Annotated in this window: 24 protein-coding genes and 1 pseudogene; 19 read left to right on the top strand and 6 right to left on the bottom strand. The window is 69.7% G+C overall.

Going from position 1 to position 26,729, the window contains the following annotated elements:
• Positions 1-5 precede the first annotated feature (5 nt).
• Positions 6-1,334, top strand: coding sequence for a glutamate-1-semialdehyde 2,1-aminomutase (locus tag E2651_RS02830; RefSeq protein WP_135329352.1), 1,329 nt, complete (start codon positions 6-8; stop codon positions 1,332-1,334).
• A 32-nt stretch (positions 1,335-1,366) separates the two neighbouring features.
• Here E2651_RS02830 and E2651_RS02835 read toward each other — a convergent pair whose 3' ends face one another.
• Positions 1,367-2,017 carry a phosphatase PAP2 family protein gene (locus tag E2651_RS02835; RefSeq protein WP_135329394.1) on the bottom strand — a complete coding sequence of 217 codons (651 nt, stop codon included), beginning with the start codon at positions 2,015-2,017 and terminating at the stop codon, positions 1,367-1,369.
• A gap of 245 nt (positions 2,018-2,262) precedes the next feature.
• On the opposite strand from E2651_RS02835, the gene E2651_RS02840 reads away from it, so the two are divergent.
• From E2651_RS02840 to E2651_RS02880, 9 genes are all read left to right on the top strand, one after another.
• Entirely contained in the window at positions 2,263-3,183 is a 921-nt protein-coding gene (locus E2651_RS02840) for an endo-beta-N-acetylglucosaminidase H (protein WP_135329353.1), read from the top strand.
• Between the two features lie 225 nt (positions 3,184-3,408).
• The gene (locus E2651_RS02845) at positions 3,409-4,722 is read left to right on the top strand and encodes a cytochrome P450 (RefSeq protein WP_135329354.1); all 1,314 of its coding nucleotides are present in this window, start codon (positions 3,409-3,411) and stop codon (positions 4,720-4,722) included.
• 258 nt (positions 4,723-4,980) lie between these two features.
• Positions 4,981-6,174, top strand: a complete 1,194-nt coding sequence (locus E2651_RS02850; RefSeq protein WP_135329355.1) for an ATP-binding protein — start codon at positions 4,981-4,983, stop codon at positions 6,172-6,174.
• A complete protein-coding gene (locus E2651_RS02855) occupies positions 6,171-6,572 on the top strand; it encodes a roadblock/LC7 domain-containing protein (RefSeq protein ID WP_135329356.1) in 402 nt (133 codons plus the stop codon). The genes E2651_RS02850 and E2651_RS02855 overlap by 4 nt, the downstream gene beginning before the upstream one ends.
• Entirely contained in the window at positions 6,569-6,952 is a 384-nt protein-coding gene (locus E2651_RS02860) for a DUF742 domain-containing protein (RefSeq protein ID WP_135329357.1), read from the top strand. Before E2651_RS02855 ends, E2651_RS02860 begins: the two co-directional genes overlap by 4 nt.
• Entirely contained in the window at positions 6,927-7,532 is a 606-nt protein-coding gene (locus tag E2651_RS02865; RefSeq protein ID WP_135329358.1) for an ATP/GTP-binding protein, read from the top strand. The genes E2651_RS02860 and E2651_RS02865 overlap by 26 nt, the downstream gene beginning before the upstream one ends.
• Positions 7,529-8,875, top strand: a complete 1,347-nt coding sequence (locus tag E2651_RS02870) for a cytochrome P450 (RefSeq protein WP_135329359.1) — start codon at positions 7,529-7,531, stop codon at positions 8,873-8,875. Before E2651_RS02865 ends, E2651_RS02870 begins: the two co-directional genes overlap by 4 nt.
• 350 nt (positions 8,876-9,225) lie before the next feature.
• Entirely contained in the window at positions 9,226-10,389 is a 1,164-nt protein-coding gene (locus E2651_RS02875) for a tryptophan dimethylallyltransferase family protein (protein ID WP_245238529.1), read from the top strand.
• A gap of 61 nt (positions 10,390-10,450) precedes the next feature.
• On the top strand, positions 10,451-11,824 hold the full coding sequence (locus E2651_RS02880; RefSeq protein ID WP_135329360.1) for a tryptophanase: 1,374 nt from the start codon (positions 10,451-10,453) through the stop codon (positions 11,822-11,824).
• Between the two features lie 282 nt (positions 11,825-12,106).
• On the opposite strand, the gene E2651_RS02890 is transcribed toward E2651_RS02880, so the two are convergent.
• Genes E2651_RS02890 through E2651_RS02910 form a run of 5 tightly spaced genes read right to left on the bottom strand, consistent with a single transcriptional unit; the run spans position 12,107 to position 17,808 of the window.
• Positions 12,107-13,090, bottom strand: coding sequence for an oligopeptide/dipeptide ABC transporter ATP-binding protein (locus E2651_RS02890; protein WP_135329361.1), 984 nt, complete (start codon positions 13,088-13,090; stop codon positions 12,107-12,109).
• Complete coding sequence (locus E2651_RS02895; protein WP_135329362.1) at positions 13,087-14,115, bottom strand: ABC transporter ATP-binding protein; 1,029 nt, start codon at positions 14,113-14,115, stop codon at positions 13,087-13,089. The genes E2651_RS02890 and E2651_RS02895 overlap by 4 nt, the downstream gene beginning before the upstream one ends.
• On the bottom strand, positions 14,115-15,101 hold the full coding sequence (locus E2651_RS02900) for an ABC transporter permease (protein WP_135329363.1): 987 nt from the start codon (positions 15,099-15,101) through the stop codon (positions 14,115-14,117). The genes E2651_RS02895 and E2651_RS02900 overlap by 1 nt, the downstream gene beginning before the upstream one ends.
• The gene (locus E2651_RS02905; protein ID WP_135329364.1) at positions 15,098-16,051 is read right to left on the bottom strand and encodes an ABC transporter permease; all 954 of its coding nucleotides are present in this window, start codon (positions 16,049-16,051) and stop codon (positions 15,098-15,100) included. Before E2651_RS02905 ends, E2651_RS02900 begins: the two co-directional genes overlap by 4 nt.
• 14 nt (positions 16,052-16,065) lie before the next feature.
• The gene (locus tag E2651_RS02910) at positions 16,066-17,808 is read right to left on the bottom strand and encodes an ABC transporter substrate-binding protein (RefSeq protein ID WP_135329365.1); all 1,743 of its coding nucleotides are present in this window, start codon (positions 17,806-17,808) and stop codon (positions 16,066-16,068) included.
• Positions 17,809-18,028: 220 nt separating this feature from the next.
• On the opposite strand from E2651_RS02910, the gene E2651_RS02915 reads away from it, so the two are divergent.
• The 9 genes and pseudogenes from E2651_RS02915 to E2651_RS43650 all read left to right on the top strand — a co-directional run bounded on the left by E2651_RS02915 (position 18,029) and on the right by E2651_RS43650 (position 26,724).
• Positions 18,029-19,183: an FAD-binding oxidoreductase gene (locus E2651_RS02915; RefSeq protein ID WP_135329366.1), complete on the top strand. Its 1,155-nt coding sequence runs from the start codon at positions 18,029-18,031 to the stop codon at positions 19,181-19,183.
• Positions 19,184-19,263: 80 nt separating this feature from the next.
• On the top strand, positions 19,264-19,578 hold the full coding sequence (locus E2651_RS02920) for a (2Fe-2S)-binding protein (protein WP_135329367.1): 315 nt from the start codon (positions 19,264-19,266) through the stop codon (positions 19,576-19,578).
• Positions 19,559-21,049, top strand: coding sequence for an NAD(P)/FAD-dependent oxidoreductase (locus E2651_RS02925; RefSeq protein WP_245238530.1), 1,491 nt, complete (start codon positions 19,559-19,561; stop codon positions 21,047-21,049). Before E2651_RS02920 ends, E2651_RS02925 begins: the two co-directional genes overlap by 20 nt.
• A gap of 109 nt (positions 21,050-21,158) precedes the next feature.
• Positions 21,159-22,067 carry a dihydrodipicolinate synthase family protein gene (locus E2651_RS02930; RefSeq protein ID WP_135329369.1) on the top strand — a complete coding sequence of 303 codons (909 nt, stop codon included), beginning with the start codon at positions 21,159-21,161 and terminating at the stop codon, positions 22,065-22,067.
• A 75-nt stretch (positions 22,068-22,142) separates the two neighbouring features.
• The gene (locus E2651_RS02935) at positions 22,143-23,150 is read left to right on the top strand and encodes a proline racemase family protein (RefSeq protein WP_135329370.1); all 1,008 of its coding nucleotides are present in this window, start codon (positions 22,143-22,145) and stop codon (positions 23,148-23,150) included.
• Entirely contained in the window at positions 23,147-24,529 is a 1,383-nt protein-coding gene (locus tag E2651_RS02940) for an aldehyde dehydrogenase family protein (protein ID WP_135329371.1), read from the top strand. Before E2651_RS02935 ends, E2651_RS02940 begins: the two co-directional genes overlap by 4 nt.
• A gap of 46 nt (positions 24,530-24,575) precedes the next feature.
• Positions 24,576-25,298 (top strand): GntR family transcriptional regulator, encoded by a 723-nt coding sequence (locus E2651_RS02945; protein ID WP_135329372.1) that lies wholly within the window; start codon positions 24,576-24,578, stop codon positions 25,296-25,298.
• A gap of 141 nt (positions 25,299-25,439) precedes the next feature.
• A pseudogene (locus E2651_RS02950) lies at positions 25,440-26,432 on the top strand (alpha/beta fold hydrolase); the annotation flags it as partial.
• 73 nt (positions 26,433-26,505) lie between these two features.
• Positions 26,506-26,724, top strand: coding sequence for a hypothetical protein (locus tag E2651_RS43650; RefSeq protein WP_167828671.1), 219 nt, complete (start codon positions 26,506-26,508; stop codon positions 26,722-26,724).
• Positions 26,725-26,729 lie beyond the last annotated feature (5 nt).

A 26,729-nucleotide genomic window follows, 5' to 3' on the forward strand; every position in this document is an offset into this window, starting at 1 on the left:
TCAGCGTGGACACTGAGGAGTTCCGCCTGCCCCGGTCGCGGCAGGCGAACGAGCGGCTGCACGCCCTGATCCCCGGGGGCGCGCACACATACGCCAAGGGCGACGACCAGTACCCCGAGAACCTGGCACCGGTCATCAGCCACGGCCGCGGTGCCCATGTGTGGGACATCGACGGCAACCGCTACATCGAGTACGGGTCAGGGCTGCGGTCGGTCAGCCTCGGCCACGCCCACCCACGCGTGCTCGAAGCGGTGCGGCGGGAACTCGACCGCGGCAGCAACTTCGTCCGGCCGTCCATCGTGGAGGTCGAGGCCGCGGAACGCTTCCTGGCCACGGTGCCGACCGCCGAGATGGTGAAGTTCGCGAAGAACGGCTCCGACGTCACCACCGCCGCGGTGCGCCTCGCCCGCGCCGTCACCGGGCGCCCGCGGGTGGCCATCTGCGGCGACCATCCGTTCTTCTCCGTCGACGACTGGTTCATCGCTACAACGCCGATGTCCGCCGGCATTCCGGCGGCGACCACCGACCTGACCGTGTCCTTCCCTTACGGGGACTTGGCCGCGACGGAGGAGCTGCTGACCCGGTACCAGGACGAGGTGGCCTGCCTGATCCTCGAACCTGCCACGACCCACACCGAGCCGCCGCCCGGATATCTCGCAGGCCTGCGCGAGTTGGCCGACCGGCACGGCTGCGTACTGATCTTCGACGAGATGATCACCGGCTTCCGCTGGTCCGAGGCGGGCGCCCAGGGCCTGTACGGCGTCGTCCCCGACCTCTCCACGTTCGGGAAGGCGCTGGGCAACGGGTTCGCCGTCTCCGCGCTTGCCGGGCGCCGCGAGCTGATGGAGCGGGGCGGCCTTCGCCACTCCGGCGAGCGAGTGTTCCTTCTCTCCACCACGCACGGCGCGGAAACACACTCGCTGGCAGCCGCGATGGCCGTGCAGACCACCTACGTCGAGGAGGGCATCACCGCTCAACTGCACGCCATCGGCGAGCGGTTGGCCGCCGGGGTCCGCGACGCCGCGGCCGGCATGGGCGTCGGCGACCACATCGTCGTCCGGGGCCGGGCCGGCAACCTGGTCTTCGCCACCCTCGACGAGAACGGGCAGCCGTCGCAGCAGTACCGCACCCTGTTCCTGCGCCGACTCCTCGCGGGCGGGGTGCTCGCCCCGTCGTTCGTGGTGAGCAGCGCGCTCGACGACGCCGATATCGACCACACCGTCGACGTGGTGGCCCAGGCATGTGCGGTGTACCGGAAGGCATTGGACGCCGCCGACCCCACGCCCTGGCTGGCGGGACGACCGGTGAAGCCCGTATTCCGCCGCCTGGCATGACATGACATGACATGACATGACGTGACGTGACGTCAGTGCCGCTGCCACCGACTGTTGTCGGCGATCCGGTCGACCAGCCACGCGGCCGCCGGGACCACCGCGAGCGCGGTGCACCAGCCGCCGAGGACGTCGGTCGCGTAGTGCGCGCTCAGGGCGACCTGCGCCCAGCCCATGGCGGCGCCGGCAACCAGCGCCGCGGCGAGCACGAGCAACGTGCCGGCCGTCCTGCCGAGGCCGAGCTCACCGGCCGCGAGCAGCGCCACCACGAGGGCGAGCGCGGTGAAGAAGGCGGTGTGCCCGCTCGGATAGGACAGGTTGCCGTCGCCGTGGATGGTGCGTCCCACCAGGTGCTTGAGCAGCGTCGCCGTCGCCACGGTCAGGCCGGCACCGGCAACGACGAGCACCGCCGCCCGAGGACGCCGGAGCAGCAGGCAGCCCGCCACGGCGGCGACGATCAGCGTCGCCGCTCCGGCGGGCTCTCCCAAGAAGTCCGTGGCCAGAGCGACGCGCCGCCACGGCGGCCGCACGCTGTCCGCCGTCGGCTCGATGATCCACCTGTCCACCCTGCCGGGCTCGCTGTGGCCGGCGTACAAGACCGCGAGCACGACGACCACCAGCGCGGCGAGGGCCGCGACCGGCCAGAGCCCCGCGTGTCGCGACGACGGCGGTCGGCCGACTTCCAGGTCCGCTCCGGCCAGGCGATCCAACGCGAGCCCCCTCGTCGTGTCCGACCCACCTCGTGCGACAACCCTAAGGGTGGCTGGAGGGGCAGAGCCCCCTTCAGGCCACCGACTTGAGGGCCTAGGAGTCGAAAAGAGTTTGCGCATGATTCTTGGGATTCGGTCACGGGAGAGGAAAACTCGGAGGGCTCACTCGGCGCTTTCGAACACGTCGGGCGCCGACCCATGCGATGGGAGACCGATCAACGATGTTCACTCTGGTACGGAGCAGACTGCGGACGGCCGCGCTCGCGCTCTCGGCCGTCGCCGCCCTCACCTTCGGCACGACCGCCACGACCGGCGCGGCAGCGGCCCCTGCTCCCGCTCCCGCTCCCGCGAAACAGGGGCCGACCTCGGTGGCGTACGTCGAGGTGAACAACAACAGCATGCTGAACGTCGGCAAGTACACCCTCGCCGACGGCGGCGACAACGTCTTCGACGTCGCCGTGATCTTCGCGGCGAACATCAACTACGACACGGGCAAGAAGGAGGCGTATCTGCACTTCAACGAGAACGTACAGCGCGTCCTCGACAACGCCGCCACGGAGATCAGGCCGTTGCAGGACAAAGGCATCAAGGTCGTCCTCTCGGTGCTCGGCAACCACCAGGGTGCGGGCTTCGCCAACTTCCCGTCCCAGCAAGCTGCTTCGGCGTTCGCGAAGCAAATGTCGGACACCGTGACCAAGTACGGCCTCGACTTCGACGACGAGTACGCCGAGTACGGCAACAACGGCACCGGCCAGCCCAACGACAGCTCGTTCGTGCACCTGGTGACGGCGCTGCGCGCGAACATGCCGGACAAGATCATCAGCCTCTACAACATCGGCCCGGCCGCCTCGCGCCTCTCGTACGGCGGTGTCGACGTCTCGTCCAAGTTCGACTACGCCTGGAACCCGTACTACGGCACCTGGCAGGTCCCCGGCATCGCACTGCCCAAGTCGAAGCTGTCGCCGGCGGCCGTCGAGATCGGCGGGACCTCGCAGAGCACGGCCGCCGACCTCGCCCGCCGCACCGTCGGTGAGGGGTACGGCGTCTATCTGACGTACAACCTCGACGGCTCCGACCGCAGCGCCGATGTCTCCGCGTTCACCAGGGAGTTGTACGGCAGTGACGCCGTCTACACGCCGTAAGGCGACCGCACGCCCCAGTGCGCGGCGCTCCCTCGGAACGTGCCGCATCCCGTAGGACCGAGATCCGTGCGGGCCGCGCCTTCGACAACGATGTCGGGGGCGCGGGACCCGCCGTGGGGAAGGGAACGGTGGTGGGGGAAACTGCCTGAGACGAGGGCGAGTTGAGAGCAGTCGAGGGCCCCTCGGGCAGACCTGGGGGGAAGACTTACCACAGGAGGCACCGTTGTGCGCATCCCCGGACCCGAGCACCAGGAGGACGGCGGGCTGGGCGCCATCGCGGCCGCAGGCGGGCTGCACCGGCATCAGTTGAGCCTGCACGAGGCGTACGGGCCCGTCGTGCGCTTCCAACTGCCGGGCGCGGGCACGGCCGTGTCGGTCGCCGACCCCGTGCTTCTGGAGGCCACGGCACACATCGACAAGCGGCCCGAGGAGCTGTTCGCGTTCCTGGACCCGCTGTGCGAGGCGGGCAACCTGCAAGTGCTGACCGCCGACGAGCACACACCCTGGCGCCGAGTACTGCTCTCGGTGCTCGCCGGACGGCCGGCTCACGAGCGGCACTTCGCGCGCTTCGACGAGCTGGCGCGGGAACTCGCGGACCGCTGGGCCGGGCAGGCAGACGGCGAACCCGTAGAGCTGCAAAAGGAGTTGACCGCGCTGTCGCTCCGTATGATCTGCGGGTTCGCGCTCGGCGGCGCGGAAACCGACACGGACCGTGTCGTCGCCGCGTTCGAGGAGGTGCTCACCGAACATCTCGGGCGGCTCTACCAGGTGCCGCGGGCCGACCCGCGCTCGGCGGAGCGGGCCGAGGAGGCCCTCGTGTATCTGCGCGCGACGGTCGACCGCGTGGTGGCGGCGCATCGTCCGGGCGGCCGCACCGACCGCAGCGACCTGATCGGGGCGCTCGTCGAGGCCGGTCAGAGCCCGGCGCGGATCCGGGACACCGTGATGGTGACGCTGCTCGCCGCCCACCACACCACGGGCGTCGCCGTCTCGTGGACGCTGCACCTGCTGGGTCGCCATCCCGAGGCGGCCGATCGCGTCGCCGCCGAACTGGACCAGGTGTTGGGCGAGCGCGCCGCGCCCGACTACGGCGATCTGCGGAGGCTCACGTATCTGGACATGGTGCTCAAGGAGTCGATGCGGCTGTTCCCGCCCGGTCCGTACGGCGCACGCGAGACGACCGAGGACCTGACTCTGGGGCCGTACGAGATCCCGTCCGGGACGACGGTGTTCTATCCGTTCTGGGCGGTGCACCTGAACCCTGAGCACTGGCCCGAGCCGGAGCGGTTCGACCCCGAGCGCTTCACGCCGCAGGAGGTGGCCAAGCGGCCGCGGCTCGCGTACGTCCCCTTCGGGATCGGCCCACGCAGCTGCGAGGGCGCCGCTTTGGCCACGGTCGAGGCCCAGCTTGTCCTGGCCGTCCTCCTCAAGCGCCTGCGCTTCCGGCCCGCGCCGGGGCACGAAGTGACGCCGGTGGAACGGTTCGTGCTGTGGGGACGGGACGGGATCTGGATGACGGTGCGGCCACGGGACCTCTAGGCGTCGTCGCGGCGCGTTCCGCTTTCACGACAGATGTCCGGGAACCACCGGCAACTGCCGGCCAGGGCCCGGCATCGGCGTACCGATATGACGATCCGTCAATATGCCTGAGTGCTATGATCATGGCGCTTGCCGAGCGGATGTTCCCCCCCCATGAAATGCCCGCGGCAAGGGCGACCCGGGCGGCGCATGCACCGCTGTCGAGGGTCTCACGGGCAGGTTCCAGTAACTGGACTCCAGTCAGTTGAAGAGAGTCATATGACGAACTACTTGCAGGATCCGGCGGTCTGGGCGTTGACTGCCGGCGTCCCTGCTGCGGCCACTCTCGTGGTGCGCCAGCGTAGGGCGATCAGAGCTTTACGCCAGGAGAGACAGAGGTCCGAGGCGTCCAACGCCGACCTGCGAAGCCAGTACGCCGCCCTTGAAGCCCATCTCGTCGAACTGCGCAGCAGTTACGACGAGGTTGTCCGGCAGGCCAAGGAGGAGGCGGAGAACGCGACGAAGACCGTACTGAAGTCCGCGATGCGGACACTCCAGGGTCTCGCCGCGGAGCAGCAGAAGGCCATCTCCCAGTTGCAGCAGAAGTACGGCGACTCGGCCGTTCTGCGGGACATGCTGGACATCGACCACATGAACAGCCAATTCGGCAGACGCGCACAGTCCATCGCCGTGCTGTGCCAGGGTTGGCTCGGCAGACAGCGGGATCCGGCGTCGGTCTACGACGTGATCCGCAGCGCTCAGGGAAGGATCCGACACTTCCCGCGGGTCGAGATTCTTTCGCAGATCAATTTCGCCGTGACCAGCAGGGCGGTCGAGCCGGTCGCGCTCGCGGTCGCCGAACTGCTCGACAATGCCACGAGCTATTCGGCACCCGAAACCGTGGTCGAGATCAACGTGCGGACGGTGCCGAGCGGCATCTGCATCGTGATCGACGACGCGGGTGTCGGGATGAACGAGGAGGAGAAGACCCACGCCTCGTCGCTCCTGTCGGGTGCACGTGCGGCCAGCGTCAGCGATCTCGGCAACCCGCCGCAGTTCGGCTTCGCGGTCATCGGCGCCTTGTGCGCTCGCTACGACTTCAACGTGACGGTCGACACCGCCTCTCCCTACGGTGGCGTCCGCGCGGTGCTTCTCCTCCCGAAGGACCTGCTCACCAGCATGCCGGAGCCGAAGCCCACCACTGCCCTGCCGGACCCGGTCTCGAGCGGGAGCGAGCCGGAGGCGCCCGCGACCACCACGGCCGACGGGCTGCCCAAACGCAGGCGCAAGCGGACCATGAGTGTGGTGCCGAGCGGCGAGCCCCCCGCCCGCCAGCCCGCTCGTTCGAGCAGAGAGACGGCATCGATCCTCGGTGCCTTCCAGCGCGGCACCGAGCACGGCAGGACCACGCTGCCGGACCTCGAGGACCAGCCGGGCCACGCCGACGCACGCAAAGGACCTGACGCCCCGTGAGTACTGATCTGTCCTGGATGCTCGAGAGCGCCCTGGAGATTCCCGGGGCCCTGCATGCGGTTCTGGTCTCCGCCGACGGGCTGCCGATGTCCCGTACTTCGGGGCTCGGTCGCGACTCGGCCGACAAAGTCGCCGCCGCGATGAGCGGAGTGCATTCTCTCAGCCGCTCCCTCGGGTTCTTCTGTGACGACGACAGCCTGCAGTGGCGTCAGACCCTGGTCGAGTTCGACGGCGGCTGGGTCTTCCTCGTCTCCGCGGGGACGGGCGCCTACCTCGCGGTCGCGGCGAACCTCGAGGTCGACATGGCCGACATCACCTTCCGCATGCAGCAGCTCGTCGGCCAGCTGGGCAAGGAACTGTCGACACCACCCCGCGAAGACATCGGTCATCGCCCATGACCGACCAAGACCTCCCCGAGCCCGAACTCGAATCGGGCCATTTAGTCCGGCCCTATGTCATCACCGGCGGGCGGGATCTTCCCGGCGAGAACCAGTTCGCGCTCATCACTCTCGTCACGACGGCCGTCGACCAGCGGCAGCGTCCCGCTCGGCTCTCTCCCGAAGAGCAGCAACTCCTGGAGATGTGCGCGGGCGGTTACCTGTCCGTCGCCGAGATCGCCGGGCACACCCACCTCCCCTTGGGCGTGCTCAAGGTCCTTCTCAGCTCCCTCGCAGAGGGCGGCTACCTGCTCACCCGCGCGCCGGTGCCGCAGGCTCGCCTGGTCGACAAAGAACTCTTGCAGGAGGTGCTGGATGGTCTCAAGGCCCGTCTTGGATGATGACGCCTACGTACGGCGCGGCGCGGAGCAGACCGCTGTGAAGATCCTGGTCGTCGGACACTTCGCCGTCGGCAAGACCACACTCATCAGCACGCTCTCCGAGATCACCCCGCTGTCCACCGAGGAGAGCATGACGCGCGTCTCCGAGACCGTGGACGATCTCAAGGGGGTGCGGGGCAAGACCACCACCACGGTCGCCCTGGACTTCGGACGGCTGACGCTCAGCGACCGCGTGGTGCTCTATCTGTTCGGAACCCCGGGACAACAGCGGTTCGTCAACCTCTGGGAAGACATGGCCCGCGGCGCTCTGGGAGCCCTGGTCCTGGTCGACCCCGAGCGGCTGTCGGACTCGTTCGCCGTCATGGACCTGATCGAGGAACACGGCCTCGACTACGCCATCGCCATCAACCATTTCGACGGTTCTCCGGCGCGTACGGAGGCGGCAGTGCGCGAAGCGCTCGACCTGCTCCCCGACACCCCGGTCGTCGTCATGGACGCGCGGGACCAGAGATCGTCGACAGACGCACTGATCACGCTAGTTCGCCACCTACAGCAACGCGCCGCCCTGGAGCACGCATGACCACCGCCCCCGTCCCGCCACCCGGCTGCCCCGCGCACGACAGCGGTCGGCCGATCCCCCTCCACACGGCACAGTTCGCCGCCGACCCGCATGCCTTCTACGCGTACATGCGCCATCACGGACCCGCTACGCCCGTCGAGCTCGCTCCCGGAGTGGAAGCGACCCTGGTGACGGACTACGGCGCGGCGCTCGATCTGCTGCAGAATCCGGCGGTCTTCCGCAAGGACCCCTACCGATGGCAAGCCCTCAGCGAAGGACGGATACCCGCCGACAGCCCGGTCCTTCCGCTGCTCGCCCCGCGGCCCAACTGCATGTTCACCGACGGCGCCCCGCACTTGCGGCTGCGCCAGGCCGTCACCGACAGTCTGGCCCGGATCAGCGACATTCAGCTGAGCCGGAACGTCGAGCGGGTCGCCGAGTATCTCATCGCCCAGTTCAGCGCCCGCGGTTCGGCCGACCTGCTCAACGACTACGCCAAGCCGTTGCCTCTGTTCGTGTTCAACGAACTCTTCGGCTGCCCGCCGGAGATCGGTGACCGGGTCATGTTCGGCATCGCCGGCATGTTCGACGGCGTCAACGCGGAACAGGCCAACCAGGTGCTCGTCCAGGCCGTCGGCGAACTGGTCGCCCTGAAGCGGGAGCAGCCGGGCGAGGACGTCACCTCCTGGCTGATGGAGCATCCCGCGCAGCTGAACGACATGGAAATGGTTCACCAGCTGGTGCTGCTTCTCGGCGCCGGTGCCGAGCCGCTGCGCGGCCTCCTCGGCAACACCCTGCACCAGGTGTTCACCAACGAACGTTTCGCGCGCAGCGGACTGCTGGACGAAGCTCTCGACGACACCCTGTGGCGCAATCCGCCCATGGCCAACTACGCGCCCCACTATCCGGCCGTGGACACGGATGTGGCCGGTCACAAGGTCCGCGCCGGAGAGCTGGTGATGGTGAGCTTCGCAGCCGCCAACGCCTCTCTGGCGGACCAGGCCGGCAGCAATCGTGCTCACCTCGCCTGGAGTGCCGGCCCTCACGCGTGCCCCTCCAAGGAGCCCGCCCGGCTCATCACCCTGACGGCCATCGAGTATCTGCTCAACGAGCTGCCCGACGTCGAACTCGCGGTTCCGGAGGAAAGCCTGGCCTGGCGGCCCGGCCCGTTCAACCGGGCATTGGCGCAGCTTCCCGTCCGGTTCGGCCCCGTTAAACCACACGCTTCCGCACAGCCACAGACACAGCAGCCGGAGACACCCCAACGGCCCCAGGCGCCCCAGCACTCGGTGCCGAGCACCGAACAGGGCAACGCCAAGCGCCCCGGGCGGTGGAGCGCCTTCCTCACCTGGCTGCAGGGGTGAAGCCTGGCAACGTGATGTGACACAGGAGACACATGAGGTAATTGCTAGTTGCATGAAGGCTGAATCGCCGGGGTAGGACCACGCGGACTGTCTGGGTTGTCACACGATGAAGGAGAGACAGTGGAGCCCCACGGCATAACCGCTCATCCATCTGCGGCTCGACCACCCCGGAGGCATTCGCCCTTCAGACGAAAAGCCGCGCCCATGGGCGCTGAGCTCGATGGAGAACACGGTCGGATACCCGCCTCTCCGGGCGGGTATCTTTTTGCCTCCTCGCGCACCGGCGGGCGGCCTGCGGGGGTGATGCCGACGTGCGACGGATCCCGGCGCCGAGCGCTGCTGGGGGCACGGTGAGTGCGCTCGTGATGCCCGACGCCGCGTCGGCACCCGCCGCCGGATCCAACAGAACAACGCTCGGCGAACACGTCCTGGGCCAACTGCTGCGCCTGGCCCCCATCGCCGGGCTGGCGGACGCGGACACGCGCACGTACGGCCAGGTCCTCATGGACTCCCTGACGGACACCGCGCACCGGCCGTTGACTCTGCCGCCGGCCTCGCTCAGCTACATCTCCGATGACCACACCCCGGTCGAGTTCTCCCTCGCCTTAACCCCGGATGCCGCTCCGACTCTGCGCATGCTGGTGGAACCCGGTTGCGCTTCCGGTGACATGGCCGAGAGCGGTCGTGCCGGCCTGAAGGTCATCCGTGAGATGGCCGACCGGTGGAATTTCTCCACCGCTCAACTCGACGCCGTGGAAGACCTTTTCTTCCCGGACGCCGCGGAGGGGCCGATGGCTCTCTGGTACGCGCTGGATCTGCGTCCCGGAGGAGTACCCGGGGTCAAGGTCTATCTGAACCCCTCTGCCGACGGCCCCGAGAACGCCGCCCGTACAGTGCGGGAAGCGCTGCAGCGACTCGGCCACCCCGACGCGTTCGCAGCGCTTCCCGACGCGGCGGGCTACCCCTTCATCGCCCTCGATCTGGGCAGTTGGGCGACGCCTCGCGCCAGGGTGTACGTCAAGCATCCCCGCATGTCCGCAGACGATGCCGTCACGGTGAGCCGTACCGCGCCCGGCCTGGCGGAAGACCAGGTCAGATCCTTCTTCCGGCTGGCCACGGGATCGGCCCCGCTGCCCGGCCGGAAGGCCGGAGAGAGCCCGCGGCTACTGCGGCGGCCCGCGCTCACCTGCCATGCCTTCACGGACAGAGAGACCGCCTCACCGAGCGGCTTCACGCTGCACATCCCCGTCCGGGACTACGTCCGCGACGACGAGGAGGCCCTCACCCGGGCTACGGCCCTGCTGAGCCACTTCGGCATGGACGCATCGGCCCTCCGTCGAGCCCTGGCCGCCCTCACCCCCCGGGAACTCACCGACGGCGTCGGGCTGATCGCCTACCTGGCCCTCGCGCATCAGCAGCACCAGCAGCCCCGCGTCACCGTCTACCTCTCCTCCGAGGCGTACGCGGTCCGCCCGCCGCCGTCCCTGCCTCAGCGGGAAACAAGCGCCCCCTGAGCAGGGGCGCGGCATCACAAGCCACGTACCAAGCACACGTAGAGCAAAAGGAAGAACGCCAGTGGAGCCCTACCGCATCAAGGTTGTCGAGCCCCTCGCCATCACGACTCGCGCGCAGCGCGAGGAGGCCCTCAAGCGGGTCGCCTACAACCCCTTCGACCTGCGTGCCGACGAGGTCACCATCGATCTGCTGAGTGACTCGGGAACAGGCGCGCTCTCCGCAGCCCAACTGGCCGCCGGTATGAACGCTGACGAGTCCTACGCCGGATCCCGCTCGTTCTACCGCTGGCACGCCGTCGTCAGCGAACTCACCGGATATCCGCACATCCTGCCGACCCATCAAGGAAGGGCGGCGGAACGCATTCTGTTCGCCGCGCTCCTCGAACCCGGCAGCACCGTCCTGTCGAACACTCACTTCGACACCACTCGCGCCAACGTGGAACTGACCGGCTGCCAGGCACGTGACCTGCCCTGCGCCGAGGCCGCGGACCTCGACAGCGATTATCCCTTCAAGGGCAACATCGACCTGTCCGCTCTTCAGCAGGCGCTCGAGAGCGCACAGGAGTCCCCCGTCTCGGCCGTGGTGATGACCATCACCAACAACGGTGGTGGCGGGCAGCCGGTCTCCATGGAGAACCTGCGCCAAACGGCAGAACTGTGCCGCCGCCACAACGTCCCCATGATTCTGGACGCCGCGCGCTTCGCGGAGAACGCCTGGCTGGTGACCCGCCGCGAACCCGGATACCAGGACCGCACCCCCCGCCAGGTCTCCGAAGAGGCCTTCGGGCTGGCGGACGGATGCATCATGAGCGCCAAAAAGGACGGCATCGTCCACATCGGCGGCTTCATCGGTCTCAAGGACCCCGAACTCGCCGAGAAGTGCAATGGGCTGCTCATCGCCACCGAAGGCTTCTCCACCTACGGCGGTCTGGCCGGCCGTGACCTCGACATGATGGCCCAGGGCCTCCTCGAGGTCACCGAGCCGACCTATCTGGCGGAGCGCGCCGAGGCAGCCAACTACCTCGCCGAGCGCATCCGCGCCGTCGGCGTCGACATCGTCGAACCCGCGGGCCTGCATGCCCTCTACCTCAACGCCGGGCGCCTCCTGCCCCACATACCGCCTCATCAGTACCCCGGCACCGCACTGGTCTGCGAGCTCTATCTGCGTGGGGGCATCCGCTCCGCAGAGCTGGGATCCCTCTACCTCGGCGAGGAGGACGACCAGGGAAACCCCGTCAAGAGCGCGCCTTACGAACTGGTGAGGCTGGCACTCCCGCGCCGCGTCTACACCCGCAGCCACTACGACCACGTCGCCCAGACCCTGGCAGACATAGCCAAGGATCCCAGCTCGGTACACGGCTATCGCATCGTGGGGCAGTCACCGATCCTGCGCCATTTCAGCATTCAGCTGGAACCGGTGAAATCCGCGGGCTGACCTCCCCCTCCAGGACACCGTTTGGTACGCGGCTGGTCCGAGAAGGCCAGGGAGGGGCGGCACCGACCGTTGGACGACGCCCCGTACTGGGCCGGTGAGTCGTTCACCGACTCCGCCGCGGGCGTCCGGATCGAGGTGCTGAGCGCCGACGGGTACGGCGAGACCGTGCGGATCACCAAGTCGTGATCGCCAAGTCGTAGCGTCCCGGACGCAGTTGTGCCCCGGCTCCTGGAATCCGCCGCCGAGGAGCCGGGGCACAGCCGTGTTCAGCCGCTGCCGTGTTCAGGCCGCCTCGGGAAAGTGGCACGCCACCTGCCGCGCCGTGCCCGGTGCCGTGGTCCGCAGTGTCGGCGCCTCGGTGCGGCAGATCTCCTGCGCCTTGGCGCACCGTGGGTGGAAGGTGCAGCCGGGCGGGGGAGCGGCCGGGCTCGGGGGATCACCGAGCAGGGTGATCCGCTCGCGGGCCCGCTCGGCCGCCGGGTCCGGCAGCGGGACGGCGGACAGCAGGGCCCGGGTGTACGGGTGGGCGGGAGCCGCGTACACCCGTTCCTTCTCGCCGATCTCGACGATGCGGCCCAGGTACATCACGGCGACCCGGTCGCAGACCCGCTTGACCACGGACAGGTCGTGGGCGATGAAGAGATAGGCGAGGCCGAGTTCGCGCTGCAGCCGTTCCATCAGGTTGACGATCTGGGCCTGGACGGAGACGTCGAGGGCGGAGACCGGCTCGTCGGCGATGACGAGCCGGGGCCCGGTGGCCAGGGCGCGGGCGATGCCGATGCGCTGGGCCTGGCCACCGGAGAATTCGTGCGGATAGCGGTCGATGTGCTCGGGGATGAGCCCCACCAACTCCATCAACTCCACTGCGCGCCTGCGGGCGTCCGCCGCCGAACTGCCCTGAACGAGCAGCGGATCGGAGATGATCCGGGCCACCGTCTGGCGGGGGTTGAGGGAGGAGTGCGGGTCCTGGAAGACCATCTGGAGGTCTGTGCGGAGCGGCTTCAGCTCGCGCTGTGACAGGTGGCTGATGTCGCGCCCGTCGTACGTGAGGGAGCCCGCGGTGGGTTCCAGGAGCCGGACGATCATACGGCCGGTGGTGGACTTGCCACAGCCGGACTCTCCGACGAGGCCCAGCGTCTCGCCTGCCGCCACATCGAAGGTGATGCCGTCGACGGCCCGGACCGGGGCGGAGCGCCGCCTCCCGGGGAACGTCATCGTCAAGTCCCGTACGGAAAGGAGAGGTTCGGTGGATTCCATGAGGCTCATGAGGCGACGCCTTCGTCCGCGGGGAAATGGCAGGCGGCCGGATGTCCGGCCGGTCCTTCGAGGAGCGGGAGTTGCGTCTCGCAGCGGGAGCGCGCCCCGGCGGGGACGCCGACGAGCTGGGGGCAGCGGGGCGCGAACGCGCATCCGACGGCCGGGGTGAGCAGGGACGGCGGGCTGCCGGGAATCGTCCGCAGCGGCGCTTCGTCGCTGTCGTCGAGGCGGGGCAGGGAGTCGAGCAGTCCGCGGGTGTAGGGGTGGGCCGGTGTCGCGAACAGGGTGTCCGCGTCGGCCTGTTCGACGGCCCGGCCGCCATACATCACCAGGACCTCGTGGGCGACCCGGGCCACCACGCCGAGATCGTGCGTGATCAAGACGACCGCGAGCCCCCGTTCCTGCTGCAGCCGGGCGATCAGCTCCAGGATCTGGGCCTGGACCGTGACGTCGAGGGCTGTGGTCGGCTCGTCGGCGATGAGCAGCTCCGGCTCGCAGACCAGCGCCATGGCGATCATCACGCGCTGCCGCATGCCGCCGGAGAACTGGTGCGGGTACTCGCCCGCGCGGCGGCGCGGCTCGGGGATGCCGACCTCGGCCAGGGCGTCAACGGCCCGCTCCCGTGCGGTCTTTCGCCGACTGCCGAAGTGCACCCGGTGGTGTTCGGCGATCTGCTCGCCCACCGTGTAGAAGGGGTGCAGGCTGGAGAGCGGGTCCTGGAAGACCATGGCCATCCGCCGGCCGCGCAGCCGGTTCAGTTCGCGCTCGGACCGGCCGACCAGCTCCTGGCCGTCGAGTGCGACCGAGCCGGTGACTTCGGCGCCGGTGTGCAGGCCCATCACCGCCATGGAAGTGACGGACTTGCCCGATCCCGACTCGCCGACGATGCCGAGGGTCTCGCCTCGCCGCACCTCGAAACCGAGGCTGTCCACGGCCCGAACCACACCGCGCGGGGTGCGGAAGGTGACCGTCAAGTCCCGTACGGAGAGCATGGGTTGGTCCGACGCGGAAGGCGCGGCTCGGGAAGCGCTCATCAGTACCTCACTCGCGGATCGACGACGGCGTACAGCAGATCGACCGCCAGGTTGGCGACGACGATGAAGGTGGCGGCGAGCAGGGTGACGCCGAGGATGACCGGCTGGTCGCCGCTGGACAGCGCACCGTAGAAGAGCCGCCCGATGCCGGGAAGCCCGAAGATGGACTCGGTGATCACCGCGCCCGCGAGTAGCCCGCCCAGGTCCATCCCGAAGAGGGTGAGGATGGGCGTCATCCCGGCCCTCAGCCCGTGCTTGACCACGACCTTGCGGCGCGGAAGACCCTTGGCGCGGGCGGTGCGGATGTACGGCTCCGCCATCGTCTCGATCATCGAACTGCGGCTCTGGCGCGCGTACATGGCCGCGTACAGGATGGCCAGGGCCAGCCAGGGGAGCAGTAGGTTCGAGGCCCAGTGGAGCGGGTCGGAGGTCAGCTCCACGTACTTCGGGTAGGGCAGGAGCCCGGCCGTGCGGATCAGCCCGTAGATGAGCATCATCGAGGTGAAGTAGACGGGCAGGGACGCGGCGGCGACCGCGCCGACCATCAGGGCGCGGTCGGTGAGGGTGTCCTTGTGCAGGGCGGCGGTGACGCCCGCGGTCAGCCCGATGCACAGCCACAGCACTGCGGCGCCGAGCGCGAGTGATGCGGAGACCGGAAGCCGGTCCATCAGCAGGTCCCACACACCTTCGCTGTTCTCGTACGAGTAGCCCAGGCACGGGAAGTCGCAGTGCAGTGCGTACTGTCCTGTGCCCATGGTGCGGCCCGTGAAGATGCCGGTGACGAAGTCCGCGAACTGCCGCCACAGGGGCTGGTCAAGGCCCATGTGCTCGCGGATCGCCGCCAGGCGTTCGGTGCTGCACGACTTGCCGCAGGCGGCGGCCGCCGGGTCGGACGGCAGGACGTAGAAGATCGTGAAGGTGACGGCGGCGACGGCGATCAGCACACCGATCACCGCGAGCAGTCGTCGCCCGATGTAGACGGTCATGTGCGGCTCCCCCTCGGGTCGAGCACGTCCCGCAGCGCGTCGCCGAGCAGCGTGAAGGCGAGCACGGTGAGGAAGAGACAGATGCTGGGGATGACGAAGTACATGGGGTCGGTGTCGTAGAAGGCGACGCTCTCGGCGATCATCTGGCCCCAGGAGGGGGTGGGCGGGCGGACGCCGACGCCCAGATAGCTCAGGGCCGCCTCGGTGGCGATCATGCCGGGGATGATGAGGGTGGTGTACGCGATGACCGGCCCGGCGACGCCCGGGAGGATGTCACGGGTGAGGATGCGCCAGGATCCTGAACCGCCGACGCGGGCGGCGTCGACGTACTCGCGGTGCTTGAGCGAGAGCGTCTGACCGCGCACCACACGGGCGATGCCGGGCCAGCCGAAGACCCCGATGACGGTGATCATCAGCACGACCCGGTTCACATCCCGGGCCACGGACATCATCGCGATCATGAAGATGAGGGAGGGGAAGGACATCGTCAGGTCCATCAGGCGGGAGAGCACCGTGTCGGTGCGCCCGCCGAAGTAGCCGGCGGCGATCCCGGCCGCCGTGCCGGCGACCACGACGATGGCGGTGGCAGTGACGGCGATGAGCAGGGACACCTGGCCGCCGTGCACGACCCGGGCGAACAGGTCGCGCCCTGTGACGGGTTCGACGCCGAGCCAGTGCTCGGCGGAGATGCCGCCGAGCGAGCCGATCGGCTGCCCGCCGAGATAGGGGTCGACGGCGTCCTTGTCGAACTCCTCGGGGGACCAGCCGGCCAGCTCGCTGAGCAGTGGTGCGGCCACCGCCATGATCGCGAAGAGCGCAATCACGACGAGGGAGACGCGCACGGAGACACGGCGGCCGAGCTCCCGGCGGGCGATCCGCCAGGGGCCGCTGCCCGCCGAAGCGGCCTCGGCGGCCGGTGCGGATGCGGCGGATGCGGAGGTAGTGGTCATGGGGGCGGCGTTCCTCAACCTTCGCTCTTGGCGGGGTCCTTGAGACCGACCGAGGCGTAGTCGAGCTGACCGCCGAAGGAGGTCTGCCCGTACGCGCCCGCGATGTTGGTCCCCACCACCAGCGGCCAGCGCCGGACCAGTACGGGCACGGTCGGAGCCTTGGCGAGGATCTCGCCGTCCAGCGCCTGCCAGGCCTTGACGGTCTTCCTGGAATCGGTCATGGCGGCGATCTCGTCCATCCGCTTCATGGTCGCCTTGTCGCGGAAGAGGGAGTGGTTGCCGGTGTTCCCCTTCTCCTTGATGAAGCGGCCGTCGAAGACGAAGGGCAGGAAGGTGGAGCCGGACGGGTAGTCGGGGCACCAGCCGGTGTAGACGAGGTCCGTGCGGTTCTTGGTGTCGCCGATGGTGGCGTAGAACGCGGACGGGTCGACCGTCTCGATGGTGACCTTGATGCCGGCCTTGGCGAGCGACTGCTGGATCGCCTCCGCCCGTCCCTTGTCGCCGTTGGAGACCGTCATCTTGGTGCTGAAGCCATCAGGCTTTCCGGCCTCCTTGAGCAGCTGCTTCGCCTTGTCCACATTGCCGCTGACGGGGATCTTCAGGGTGTCGGGCTGCTTGCCGTCGAAGAGGGCGGCGGGCATGTAGGCGGTGGAGGGGGCATTGAAGGCGGGGCCGCCGGATGAGGTGGTCACGGCGTCCCTGTCGAGGGCGTACTGAACGGCCTGACGGACCTTCACGTCGGTGAACGGTGCCCGTCCGGTGTGCATCTGCACCATGTCGGTGCAGTTGGTCGACTCGGCGAGCAGCCGCTTGCGGACATCGGCCTTGGGCAGCACCTTCACCCCGCTCTCCGGCCGCAGCGCGTACCACGGGACGGTGGAGGCGTCCGCGCCCTGGCTGGCGATCATCCGGTCGTCGATCTGATTGGGACGCAGCCCCATCACCATGACCAGCTTGTCCGGGTACGCCTTGCGTATCGGGTCGGTCTTGGGGTCCCAGTGCGGGTTGCGGACCAGGACGATCTTCTTGTTGCGCTGATACGTCTGGATCTTGTACGGGCCCGAGGAGAAAGGGCGGTTGTCGTAGCGAGGCCCGTTGTCCTTCGCCTTCGGTACCGGAGCGAAGGTGGGCATCACCGTCACGTTGGGGAACTCGGCGAAGGGCTTGCGCAGTTCGAAGACGATCGTCCTGTCGTCCGGCGTCCTGATGGAGTCCAGGTGCTTGCCGTCGGCGGGGCCCTGGTAGCCCTTGGCGCCCTTGAGGTAGCGGGCGGCGTAGTCGGCGCCGCCGGGCAGGTCGGGGGAGAAGGACCGCTCGACGTTGTACTTGACGTCCTGCGCGGTGATCGGCGTTCCGTCCTCGTACTTGACCCCTGCCTTGAGGTGGAAGGTCCAGGTCTTGGCGCCGTTGGAGGAGGTGCCGAGGTCGGTCGCGAGGTCGGGGGTGAGCTCGCCGCCCGCGGTTCCGGGGGCTGCCTTGTACGACACCAGGGTGCGGTAGAGCAGCCGGGTCCCGAAGTTCATGTCGCTCATGACCCAGTTGCGGGCCGGGTCGAGGTGCGTGAAGTCCGTGTTCGACAGGACGGTGAGGGTGCCGCCCTTCTGCGGAGTCCCCCCGATCACCTTGCCGTTGTTGGCCGTTGCGAGGTTCTTGCCGCGGGCGCCGCCCGTCTTCTCTCCGCCGGAGCAGCCGGCCGTGCCGAGGATGAGGGCCGCCGCCAGTGTGACGGCGAGGGCGGTACAGGTGCGCTTGTCCATGAGTGGTCACTCCGGAGGAGTCGAGCAGCCAGAGTTGGAGAGCTGGCTGGAATGTGACCCGTAACATAGTAATGTGAAATTGCACTGACAAGGTGTGAGCTACTTCGTTACCCACCCGTTCCCAAGTGGGCTGCTGCGTTTGATCCTTCAACTGCGGGATCGATGGGGCTCGTTGATCGCCACCCTTGGCAGATACAGTGCAATGTGAAATATTACTGACGTGCTGACAAGGAACACCGCAGACGTCATCGTCGTCGGGGCGGGCGTGATGGGCGCGGCCTGCGCCTATTACGCCGCCCGGTCCGGCCTCCGCGTCACCGTGCTCGACCGCGGCCCCGTGGCGGGCGGTACGACGGGGGCCGGCGAGGGCAACCTCCTGCTCTCCGACAAGGAGCCGGGACCCGAGCTCGAACTGGCCTTGCTCTCCGCCCAGTTGTGGCGGGAGCTCGCCGACGAGCTCCCGCCGGAGATCGAGTACGAGTCCAAGGGCGGCCTTGTCGTCGCCTCCGACGAGGTGGGGATGGGCGCGCTGCGGGACTTCGCGGCCCGGCAGCGGAAGGCGGGCGTGACGGCGGACGAGGTCGGGGCCGACCACCTGCACGACCTGGAGCCTCACCTCGCCGACGGCCTGGCGGGCGGCTTCCACTACCCCCAGGACGCGCAGGTCATGCCCGCGCTCGCCGCCGCGCATCTGCTGCGCGCGGGTGGCGACCGGATCCGTCTGCGCCTGGGCGAGGAGGTCACCGGCCTGCTCACGGGGGCGGCCGGTGAGATCAGGGGAGTGCGGACGGCGGCCGCGGAACACCACGCTCCGTACGTGGTCAACGCCGCCGGGACCTGGGGCGGCGAGGTCGCCCGCCTTGCGGGGGTGGAACTGCCGGTGCGGCCACGGCGGGGCTTTGTCCTGGTCACCGAGCCGCTGCCGCGCGTGGTGCGCCGCAAGGTGTACGCGGCCGACTACGTCGCCGATGTGGCCAGCGGCTCCGCCGCGCTGCAGAGTTCGGCCGTGGTGGAGGGCACTGGGGCGGGTCCCGTCCTCATCGGCGCCAGCCGGGAACGGGTCGGCTTCGACCGGACGCTCTCGGTCGAGGTGCTGCGTCGTCTGGCGGCCCAGGCCACCACCCTGTTCCCGGTCCTTTCCGGGGTGCGGGCGATGCGCACGTACGCAGGCTTCCGTCCGTACCTGCCGGACCACCTGCCCGCCATCGGCCCCGACCCGCGCGTCCCCGGCCTGCTGCACGCCTGCGGCCACGAGGGCGCGGGGATCGGGCTCGCTCCTGCCACCGGCCTTGCCGTCGCACGGTCCCTGGCCGGCGGCGAACCGCCGCTCGACATCACCCCGTTCAGGCCGGAACGCTTCGCGTCGACCGCCTGAGTCCACCCGCGACGACAGTCCACCGGCGACGACAGTCCACCCGCGACGAGAGTCCACCCGCCATGAGAGGAGAGGGGCCCATGGCCCGTACCCCCGCCGACCTGGTCGGCGCATCGCCCGAACCACCGCTCCCCATCACCTTCGACGGCCGTGCCGTGACCGCCCTGCCTGGTCAGTCCGTCGCCGCCGCGTTGTGGGGGGCCGGAATCCTGGCCTGGCGCACCACGCGGAACGGCGGGCGCCCGCGGGGCGCGTTCTGCGGGATCGGGCAGTGCTACGACTGCCTCGCCACCATCAATGGAGAGCCCAACCGGCGGGCCTGCCTCGTTCCGGCCCGGCCGGGGGACGCCATCACCACTCAGGAAGGACACGGCCGTGCCGGTAACGCCGTCTGAATCGTACGAGTCGTACGAGTCGTACGAAGCGTTTGAACCGTACGACCTCGCGGTGATCGGCGCGGGCTCTGCCGGTCTCGCCGGAGCCGTTGCTGCCGCTGAACTCGGCCTGTCGGTATCTCTGTTGGACACCTCCACGCACACCGGCGGGCAGTTCTACCGGCATCCGGCACCGACGGTGGGTGCCGTCCGCCCCGAGGCCCTGCACCACGACTGGTCCGCCTACACCGATCTGCGCCGACGGCTTGCGGAGAGCGAGGTGAGGCACCTTCCCGGACATCACGTGTGGGGCGTGACCAAGGACGAAGGGGCGGGCGGTGTCTGGGCGGCGCATGCTGTCACCGGGGCTGACGGCGACGGCGAGCGTCCCGTACGTGTACGGGCCCGAGCCGTCCTCCTGGCGACCGGCGCTTATGAGCGTCAACTCCCCTTCCCAGGGTGGACGTTGCCCGGCGTCGTCGGTGCCGGGGGAGCGCAGGCCATGCTCAAGTCCGGCCTGGTGCTGCCCGGACGGCAGGTCGTCGTGGCGGGCAGCGGCCCCCTGCTGCTCGCGGTCGCCTCCTCGCTGGCCGCGGGCGCGAAGGTGCCCGCCGTCGTCGAGGCGTCTGGCTATCTGCGGTACGCCAGGCACCCCCGGGCGCTGTTCACCAACCCGCACAAGGCAGTTGAGGCCCTGACCCACGGCGCCGCGCTGCTGCGGCGCCGGGTTCCGGTGAGGCTGCGCAGTGCCGTCACCGAGGTGCACGGCACCGACCGCGTGGAGGCCGTCACCGTCACCCGCCTCGACCGCGACTGGCGCCCCGTACGGGGGACGGGGCGCCGGATCGAGTGCGACGCGCTGGCCGTCGGACACGGCCTCGTCCCCCAGATCGAACTGGCGACGACGCTCGGCTGCGCCACCCGCCCCCTGCCCGACGGCACCAGAACCCTGGCTCTCGACGGCCTTCAGGGGACTTCGGTGCCCGGTCTGTGGGCGGCGGGCGAGACCGGGGGAGTGGGGGGAGCTCAACTAGCCCGTACGGAAGGTGAGTTGGCTGGCATCGCAATCGCCGCCCAGGTCCTCGGCCGCCCCGTCCACGGCGGCCGGGTGCGGGAACTGAAGCGCCGCAGGGGGCGGATGCGCGCCTTCGCCGACGCGATGGCCACCGTTCACGCGCCCGGTTCCGGCTGGCCACAGTGGCTCACGGACGACACCGACGTGTGCCGCTGCGAGGAGGTCACCGCCGGCCGGATCCACGAAGCGGTCGAGGACCTCGGGGCTCGGGACGCCCGCACCGTCAAACTGCTCACCCGCGCCGGTATGGGCTGGTGCCAGGGGAGGATGTGCGGTGCGGCAGTGGCGTGCCTGGCGTCCCGCGGCGGGACCGCCGAACCCCCGCTGGAGCGCCGCCCGTTCGCCACGCCTGTCCCGCTGGCGGCACTCGCCGCGCTCGACGCCCCTGTCGTGGACGAGCCACGGGACCTTTCTTAGGTCGCTTAGGTCGCTTAGGTCGCCTAGGTCTCGTCTAAGTCGGCTAGGTCCCCGGCCCCCCCCCACAACGTAAGTGAAATGTCACATTCTCAAGAGAGGTCTCTCTGACATGACCACCAACACCTGGAACAGCACCCGTCCTTGGCGCGGCATCATGGTCGCCACCACGCTGCCCCTGCGCGACGACCTGTCCGTCGACCACGACGCCTATGCCGAGCACGTCCGCTGGCTGCTCGACAACGGCTGCGACGGTGTCGTGCCGAACGGCTCGCTCGGCGAGTATCAGACCCTCACCGACGAGGAACGGGCCCGCGTGGTGCGGACCGCCGTCGAGGCCGCGGGCGACGGGGCGCGGGTCATGCCCGGCGTCGCCGCCTACGGCAGCGGCGAGGCCCGGCGCTGGGCGGAACACGCGGGCGAGGCGGGCTGCGGCTCGGTGCTCCTGTTGCCCCCGAACGCCTACCGCGCCGACGAGCCGGCCGTACGCGCCCACTACGCCGAGGTCGCCCGCGCCGGGGTGCCGGTCGTCGCGTACAACAACCCCATTGACACCAAGGTGGACCTCACGCCGGACCTCCTTGCCCGGCTGCACCAGGACGGCAGCGTCGTGGCGGTGAAGGAGTTCACCGGTGACGTCCGCAGGGCGTACGAGCTCGCCGAACTCGCCCCGGAGCTCGACCTGTTGATCGGCGCCGACGATGTCCTGCTCGAACTGGCCGTCGCCGGTGCAGTCGGCTGGATCGCCGGCTACCCCAACGCGTTCCCCGCCAGCTGCGCGGAGCTGTACCACTGCGCCGTCTCCGGAGACCTGGCCACGGCCGTCCCGCTCTACAAGTCCCTGCACTCCTTGCTGCGCTGGGACTCCAAGACGGAGTTCGTGCAGTCGATCAAGCTGTCCATGGACATCGTCGGGCGGCGGGGCGGCCCCACACGGCCGCCGCGCTTCCCGCTCACCGGGGAGATCGAAGAGGGGGTGCGCGCCGCCACCGAGAAGGCCGTCGCCGACGGCCACCGCTGACCACACGCCCACTGACCACACGCCCGCTGACCACACGCCCACCGACCACACCACCCACTGACCGAAAGGAAGCCCGTGCGTACCCGCCACGTCTTCCACGCAGTCGACTCGCACACCGAGGGCATGCCCACGCGCGTGATCACCGGTGGTGTCGGGGTCATCCCCGGTGCCACCATGGCCGAGCGGCGGCTGCACTTCATCGAGCACATGGACGGCCTCCGGACGCTCCTGATGTACGAGCCGCGCGGCCACGCCGCGATGAGCGGCGCGATCCTCCAACCGCCCACTCGTCCCGACGCCGACTACGGAGTCCTCTACATCGAGGTCTCCGGACTGCTCCCGATGTGCGGGCACGGCACCATCGGGGTCGCCACCGTCCTGGTCGAGACGGGCATGGTGCCTGTCACGGAACCGGTCACCACGGTCCGGCTCGACACCCCGGCCGGACTCGTGACCGTCGAGGTCCAGGTGTCGGACGGCGCGGCCACGGCGGTCACGTTCACCAACGTACCGGCGTTCTGTGCCGCCCTGGACAGCAAGATCGCGGTGCCCGGGTACGGCACGGTCACCTACGACCTCGCGTTCGGCGGGAACTTCATCGCCTTCGTCGAACTCGACGCCCTGGGGCTGCCGTTCGACCGCGAGCGCAAGGACGACCTGCGGGCCGCCGGGCTTGCCGTCATGGACGCGATCAACGCCTCGACGCAGCGGCCCGTACACCCCGAGCGTTCTGAGATCGCCGGAGTCAAGCACGTCTACCTGGCCGCCCCCGGCTCCGACGCGAACCGCTCACGCCACGCGATGGTGGTCCACCCCGGCTGGTTCGACCGCTCCCCGTGCGGCACGGGCACCTCGGCCCGGATGGCGCAGCTGCACGCCCGCGGCCAACTGCCCCTGAACCAGGACTTCGTCAACGAGTCCTTCATCGGCACCCGCTTCATCGGCCGGCTGACCGACGAGACCACCGTGGACCGCGGCGTGCCCGCCGTCGTGCCGACCGTCACCGGACGTGCCTGGATCACCGGCACCGCCCAGTACTTCCTGGACCCGGACGACCCCTTCCCCGGAGGATTTCTCCTGTGACCGCCGTCGGACCTGTCATCACCTCACACAACCCGGCCGATCCGTCCGACGTACTTCTGCGGATCCCGGCGCCCGGCGCCTTCGAGACGGTCGACACCGTGGAGCGGGCCCGCGCCGCTCAGCCGGGCTGGCTGCTCGGCGGGGCCGCAGCCCGCTCGGCCGCTCTCGGCGCGGTCGCCGATGGCATCGACGCCGCACGCACCGAGCTGGCCGCTCTCGCCGTCCGCGAGGTGGGCAAGCCGCTCACCGAAGCCCGCGCCGAAGTCGCGCGCACCGCCGCGATCTGGCGGTACTACGCCCAGGCCCCGTACGAACCCGTCGGTGCGGTCCACGAGACCGCCGCGGGACCCGGACTGCTGTTCTCCCGCCGCCGCCCGCACGGCGTGGCCGGTCTGATCACGCCCTGGAACTTCCCCTTCGCCATTCCGAGCTGGAAGGCCGCCCCGGCGCTCGCGGCGGGCAACACGGTCGTCCTCAAGCCCGCACCCGAGGCCACGGCGTGTGCGCAGCGCCTGGCCGAGATCGTCCAACAGGCCATCCCCGCAGGGGTGTTCACCGTCCTGCCGGGCGGGGCGACGGAGGGCAACGCGCTCGTCTCCGCCGCCGACGTGGTCTCCTTCACGGGCTCGACCACCGTCGGCCAGGCCGTCGCCCGCGCCGCAACGGCCCGCGGCGTGCCGGTCCAGGCCGAGATGGGCGGCCTGAACGCGGCGATCGTCCTCGCGGACGCCGACATCGGGCAGGCCGCGGCCCACATCGCCGCCTCCATCGCCGGGTACGCGGGCCAGAAGTGCACCGCCACCAGCCGCGTCATCGCGGTCGGCGCGGCCCTTGAGCCGCTGCGTGAAGCACTCGCCGAAGCGCTGCGGGCCGTTACGGTGGGCGACCCGACCGACGCGGCGACCGTGTGCGGGCCGCTCATCAACGAGCACGCCCGAGGCCAGGTGGGCGACGCCGGGCACGGCCTGTGCGCGCTGGCGGGCGGCACCGTGCCCGACAGACCCGGCTGGTACGCGGCCCCGACCCTGGTCGAGAAGGTCCCGGCGGGCCACCGGCTGCTGCGCGAAGAGGTCTTCGGCCCCATCGCGGCCCTGCTGCCCGCCGACGACCTGGCCCACGCGGTGCGGATCACCAACTTCGTGCCGTACGGACTGGTCACCTCTGTCCACACCGCCGACCTGAACACGGCACTGAGCGGACTCGATCGGCTCGACACCGGAATGATCCGGGTCAACGCCCCATCCACCGGTGTCGACTTCCACTTGCCGTTCGGCGGAGCCAAGGCGTCCAGCCACGGGCCGCGCGAACAGGGCCGGGCCGCGCTGGAGTTCTACACCTCGAGCCGGACCTACACCCTGTCGCCGGCGGGAGCAACGTGACATTGTATGGTGGTGGTCTGTACCAGATCGAAGGGACCGTCGCCGCATGAGGCACCTGAAGCACCACGACCTCAACGCCACCCGGGAGCGGCTGCGTGACCAGGTGGCCCACGCGCTGCGGGCCGCTCTGATCTCCGGTGAGCTGCGTCCGGGCGTGGTGTACTCGGCGCCCACGCTCGCAGAGGACTTCGGCATCTCGGCGACGCCCGTACGCGAGGCGATGCTCGACCTGGCCCGCGAGGGACTGGTCGAGCCCGTCCGCAACAAGGGATTTCGGGTCACCGAGGTCAATGAGCGTGACCTCGACCAGTACACGGAGATCCGTGCCTTGATCGAGGTCCCCATGATCGGCCGGATCACCCGCAGTGCCGCGCGCGAGGAGCTGGAGGCGCTGCGCCCGGTCGCCGAGGAAATCGTCCGGGCGGCGCGGGACCACGACCTCATCGGTTACCTGGACGCCGACCGGCAGTTCCACCTCTCGCTCCTCGCCCTCTCGGGCAACGACCGCCTGGTCGAGACGGTCGGCGACCTGCGCAAGCGCTCCCGCCTGTACGGGCTCTCCACCCTGGACGAGAGCGGCGAGCTGATCCCCTCGGCCGAGGAGCACCTGGAGCTCCTCGACCTGATGCTCGCGGGCGACGCGAAGGCGGCGGAGAAGTGCATGTCCAAGCACCTGGGCCATGTCCGCTCCCTGTGGGCCAGCAGCGCCAGTTCCTCCTCGGCTGAGGCCAACTCGGCGGCGGGGCGCACCCGGAAGCGTTCCGCCTGAGGCCCTGAGGCCCTGAAGGGGGACGGACCCCCCATTACTTGGTGCTATGCCCAGGTGGGGGCTCCCCGGAAGAGGGTGGCCCAGCCACGCTGGCGTATGCAATGTCACACACCATTACGTGCCCCGCTGTGAAAGGGACCGATGAACCCGGCGTACGCCACCACCGACCACCGCTTCACCGTCCCACTGGACCACTCGGTCCCGCACGGCCCGACCATCGAGGTGTTTGCGCGCGAGGTCGTCGACCCGGCCCGCGGCGGTGAACAACTGCCCTGGCTGCTCTATCTGCAGGGCGGTCCCGGCGGCAAGGCGCCACGCCCTTCGGCCGGTTCACCGGGCTGGCTGCCCCAGGCGCTCAAGACACACCGGGTGTTGCTCCTCGACCAGCGCGGCACCGGCCGCTCCACGCCGGTCACCGCGCGCACGGCCGCCCGGTTCGCCTCCGCCGCCCAACTGGCCGAGCATCTCACCCACTTCCGCGCCGACGCGATCGTGGCCGACGCGGAACTGATACGCCGTCAACTGTGCGGCGGGGAACCCTGGGAGACGCTCGGCCAGAGCTATGGCGGCTTCATCACCCTGACCTACCTCTCGCACGCCCCGGAGGGCCTGCGGGCCTGCTACGTCACCGGCGGCCTGCCCGGTCTCACCGCGACCGCCGACGACTTGTACGCCCGCACCTACCCGCGGGTGCGGGAGCGGGTCCTCGACTTCTACGCCCGCTACCCGCACGACGCCCCACGCCTCCGCGAGATCGCCGACCTCCTCGCGGCCGACGACATCCGGCTGCCCGGCGGGGACCGCCTCACGATCGGCCGTCTGCGTGCCCTCGGCCTCGCGCTCGGCATGGGCGACGGGTTCGAGCGGATCCACTGGCTGCTCGACGAATCCCTGGACGCGGACGGCGAGTTGACGGACACCTTCCTCCACCAGGTCGAGGCCCTGACCGGCTTCGCCGACAACCCGCTGTTCGCCGTCATGCAGGAGTCGCTGTACGGGCAAGGGGCCTCCCCGAGCGCCTGGGCGGCGTCCCGCTCGCTCGCCGGCTTTCCCGAGTTCGCCGAGGACGCGGACCCTCTCCTCCTCACCGGCGAAATGATCTACCCCTGGATGTTCCAGGAGATCAGGGGTCTGGTTCCTCGACCCGGGCAAGGCCCTGTGTCTCACCCTCGCCCGCGGCGCCGAGCGAGACCGGCCGCTGGCCGGGATGTGCGACTCGGCCCGCTGCCCGCAGGCCACCCATCACTCCTGCCACCGCGAGGTATGGGCGAGCTCGGCAGCCACCAGCCGGGCCTTCATCAGCAAGATCGGACGCGGCCAGAAGACCGAGCGAGGCCGGCTGGTCGTCGAGGCCGAGCGCGCCGAACGCATCGTCGCCGGGATCGACGCCGCGGACCACGGAGAGATGCAGGGGACAGATCAGTAGCAGCG

The sequence above is a fragment of the Streptomyces sp. MZ04 genome, from assembly GCF_004684775.1.
Lineage (GTDB): Bacteria > Actinomycetota > Actinomycetes > Streptomycetales > Streptomycetaceae > Streptomyces.

Coding starts and splice junctions, on each gene's coding strand:
- E2651_RS02860 (WP_135329357.1), top strand. CDS start 6,569: ATGACCGACCAAGACCTCCCCGAGCCCGAACTCGAATCGGGCCATTTA.
- E2651_RS02840 (WP_135329353.1), top strand. CDS start 2,263: ATGTTCACTCTGGTACGGAGCAGACTGCGGACGGCCGCGCTCGCGCTC.
- E2651_RS02850 (WP_135329355.1), top strand. CDS start 4,981: ATGACGAACTACTTGCAGGATCCGGCGGTCTGGGCGTTGACTGCCGGC.
- E2651_RS02945 (WP_135329372.1), top strand. CDS start 24,576: ATGAGGCACCTGAAGCACCACGACCTCAACGCCACCCGGGAGCGGCTG.
- E2651_RS02890 (WP_135329361.1), bottom strand. CDS start 13,090: ATGAGCCTCATGGAATCCACCGAACCTCTCCTTTCCGTACGGGACTTG.
- E2651_RS02865 (WP_135329358.1), top strand. CDS start 6,927: ATGGTCTCAAGGCCCGTCTTGGATGATGACGCCTACGTACGGCGCGGC.
- E2651_RS02920 (WP_135329367.1), top strand. CDS start 19,264: ATGGCCCGTACCCCCGCCGACCTGGTCGGCGCATCGCCCGAACCACCG.
- E2651_RS43650 (WP_167828671.1), top strand. CDS start 26,506: ATGTGCGACTCGGCCCGCTGCCCGCAGGCCACCCATCACTCCTGCCAC.
- E2651_RS02900 (WP_135329363.1), bottom strand. CDS start 15,101: ATGACCGTCTACATCGGGCGACGACTGCTCGCGGTGATCGGTGTGCTG.
- E2651_RS02870 (WP_135329359.1), top strand. CDS start 7,529: ATGACCACCGCCCCCGTCCCGCCACCCGGCTGCCCCGCGCACGACAGC.
- E2651_RS02930 (WP_135329369.1), top strand. CDS start 21,159: ATGACCACCAACACCTGGAACAGCACCCGTCCTTGGCGCGGCATCATG.
- E2651_RS02910 (WP_135329365.1), bottom strand. CDS start 17,808: ATGGACAAGCGCACCTGTACCGCCCTCGCCGTCACACTGGCGGCGGCC.
- E2651_RS02905 (WP_135329364.1), bottom strand. CDS start 16,051: ATGACCACTACCTCCGCATCCGCCGCATCCGCACCGGCCGCCGAGGCC.
- E2651_RS02895 (WP_135329362.1), bottom strand. CDS start 14,115: ATGAGCGCTTCCCGAGCCGCGCCTTCCGCGTCGGACCAACCCATGCTC.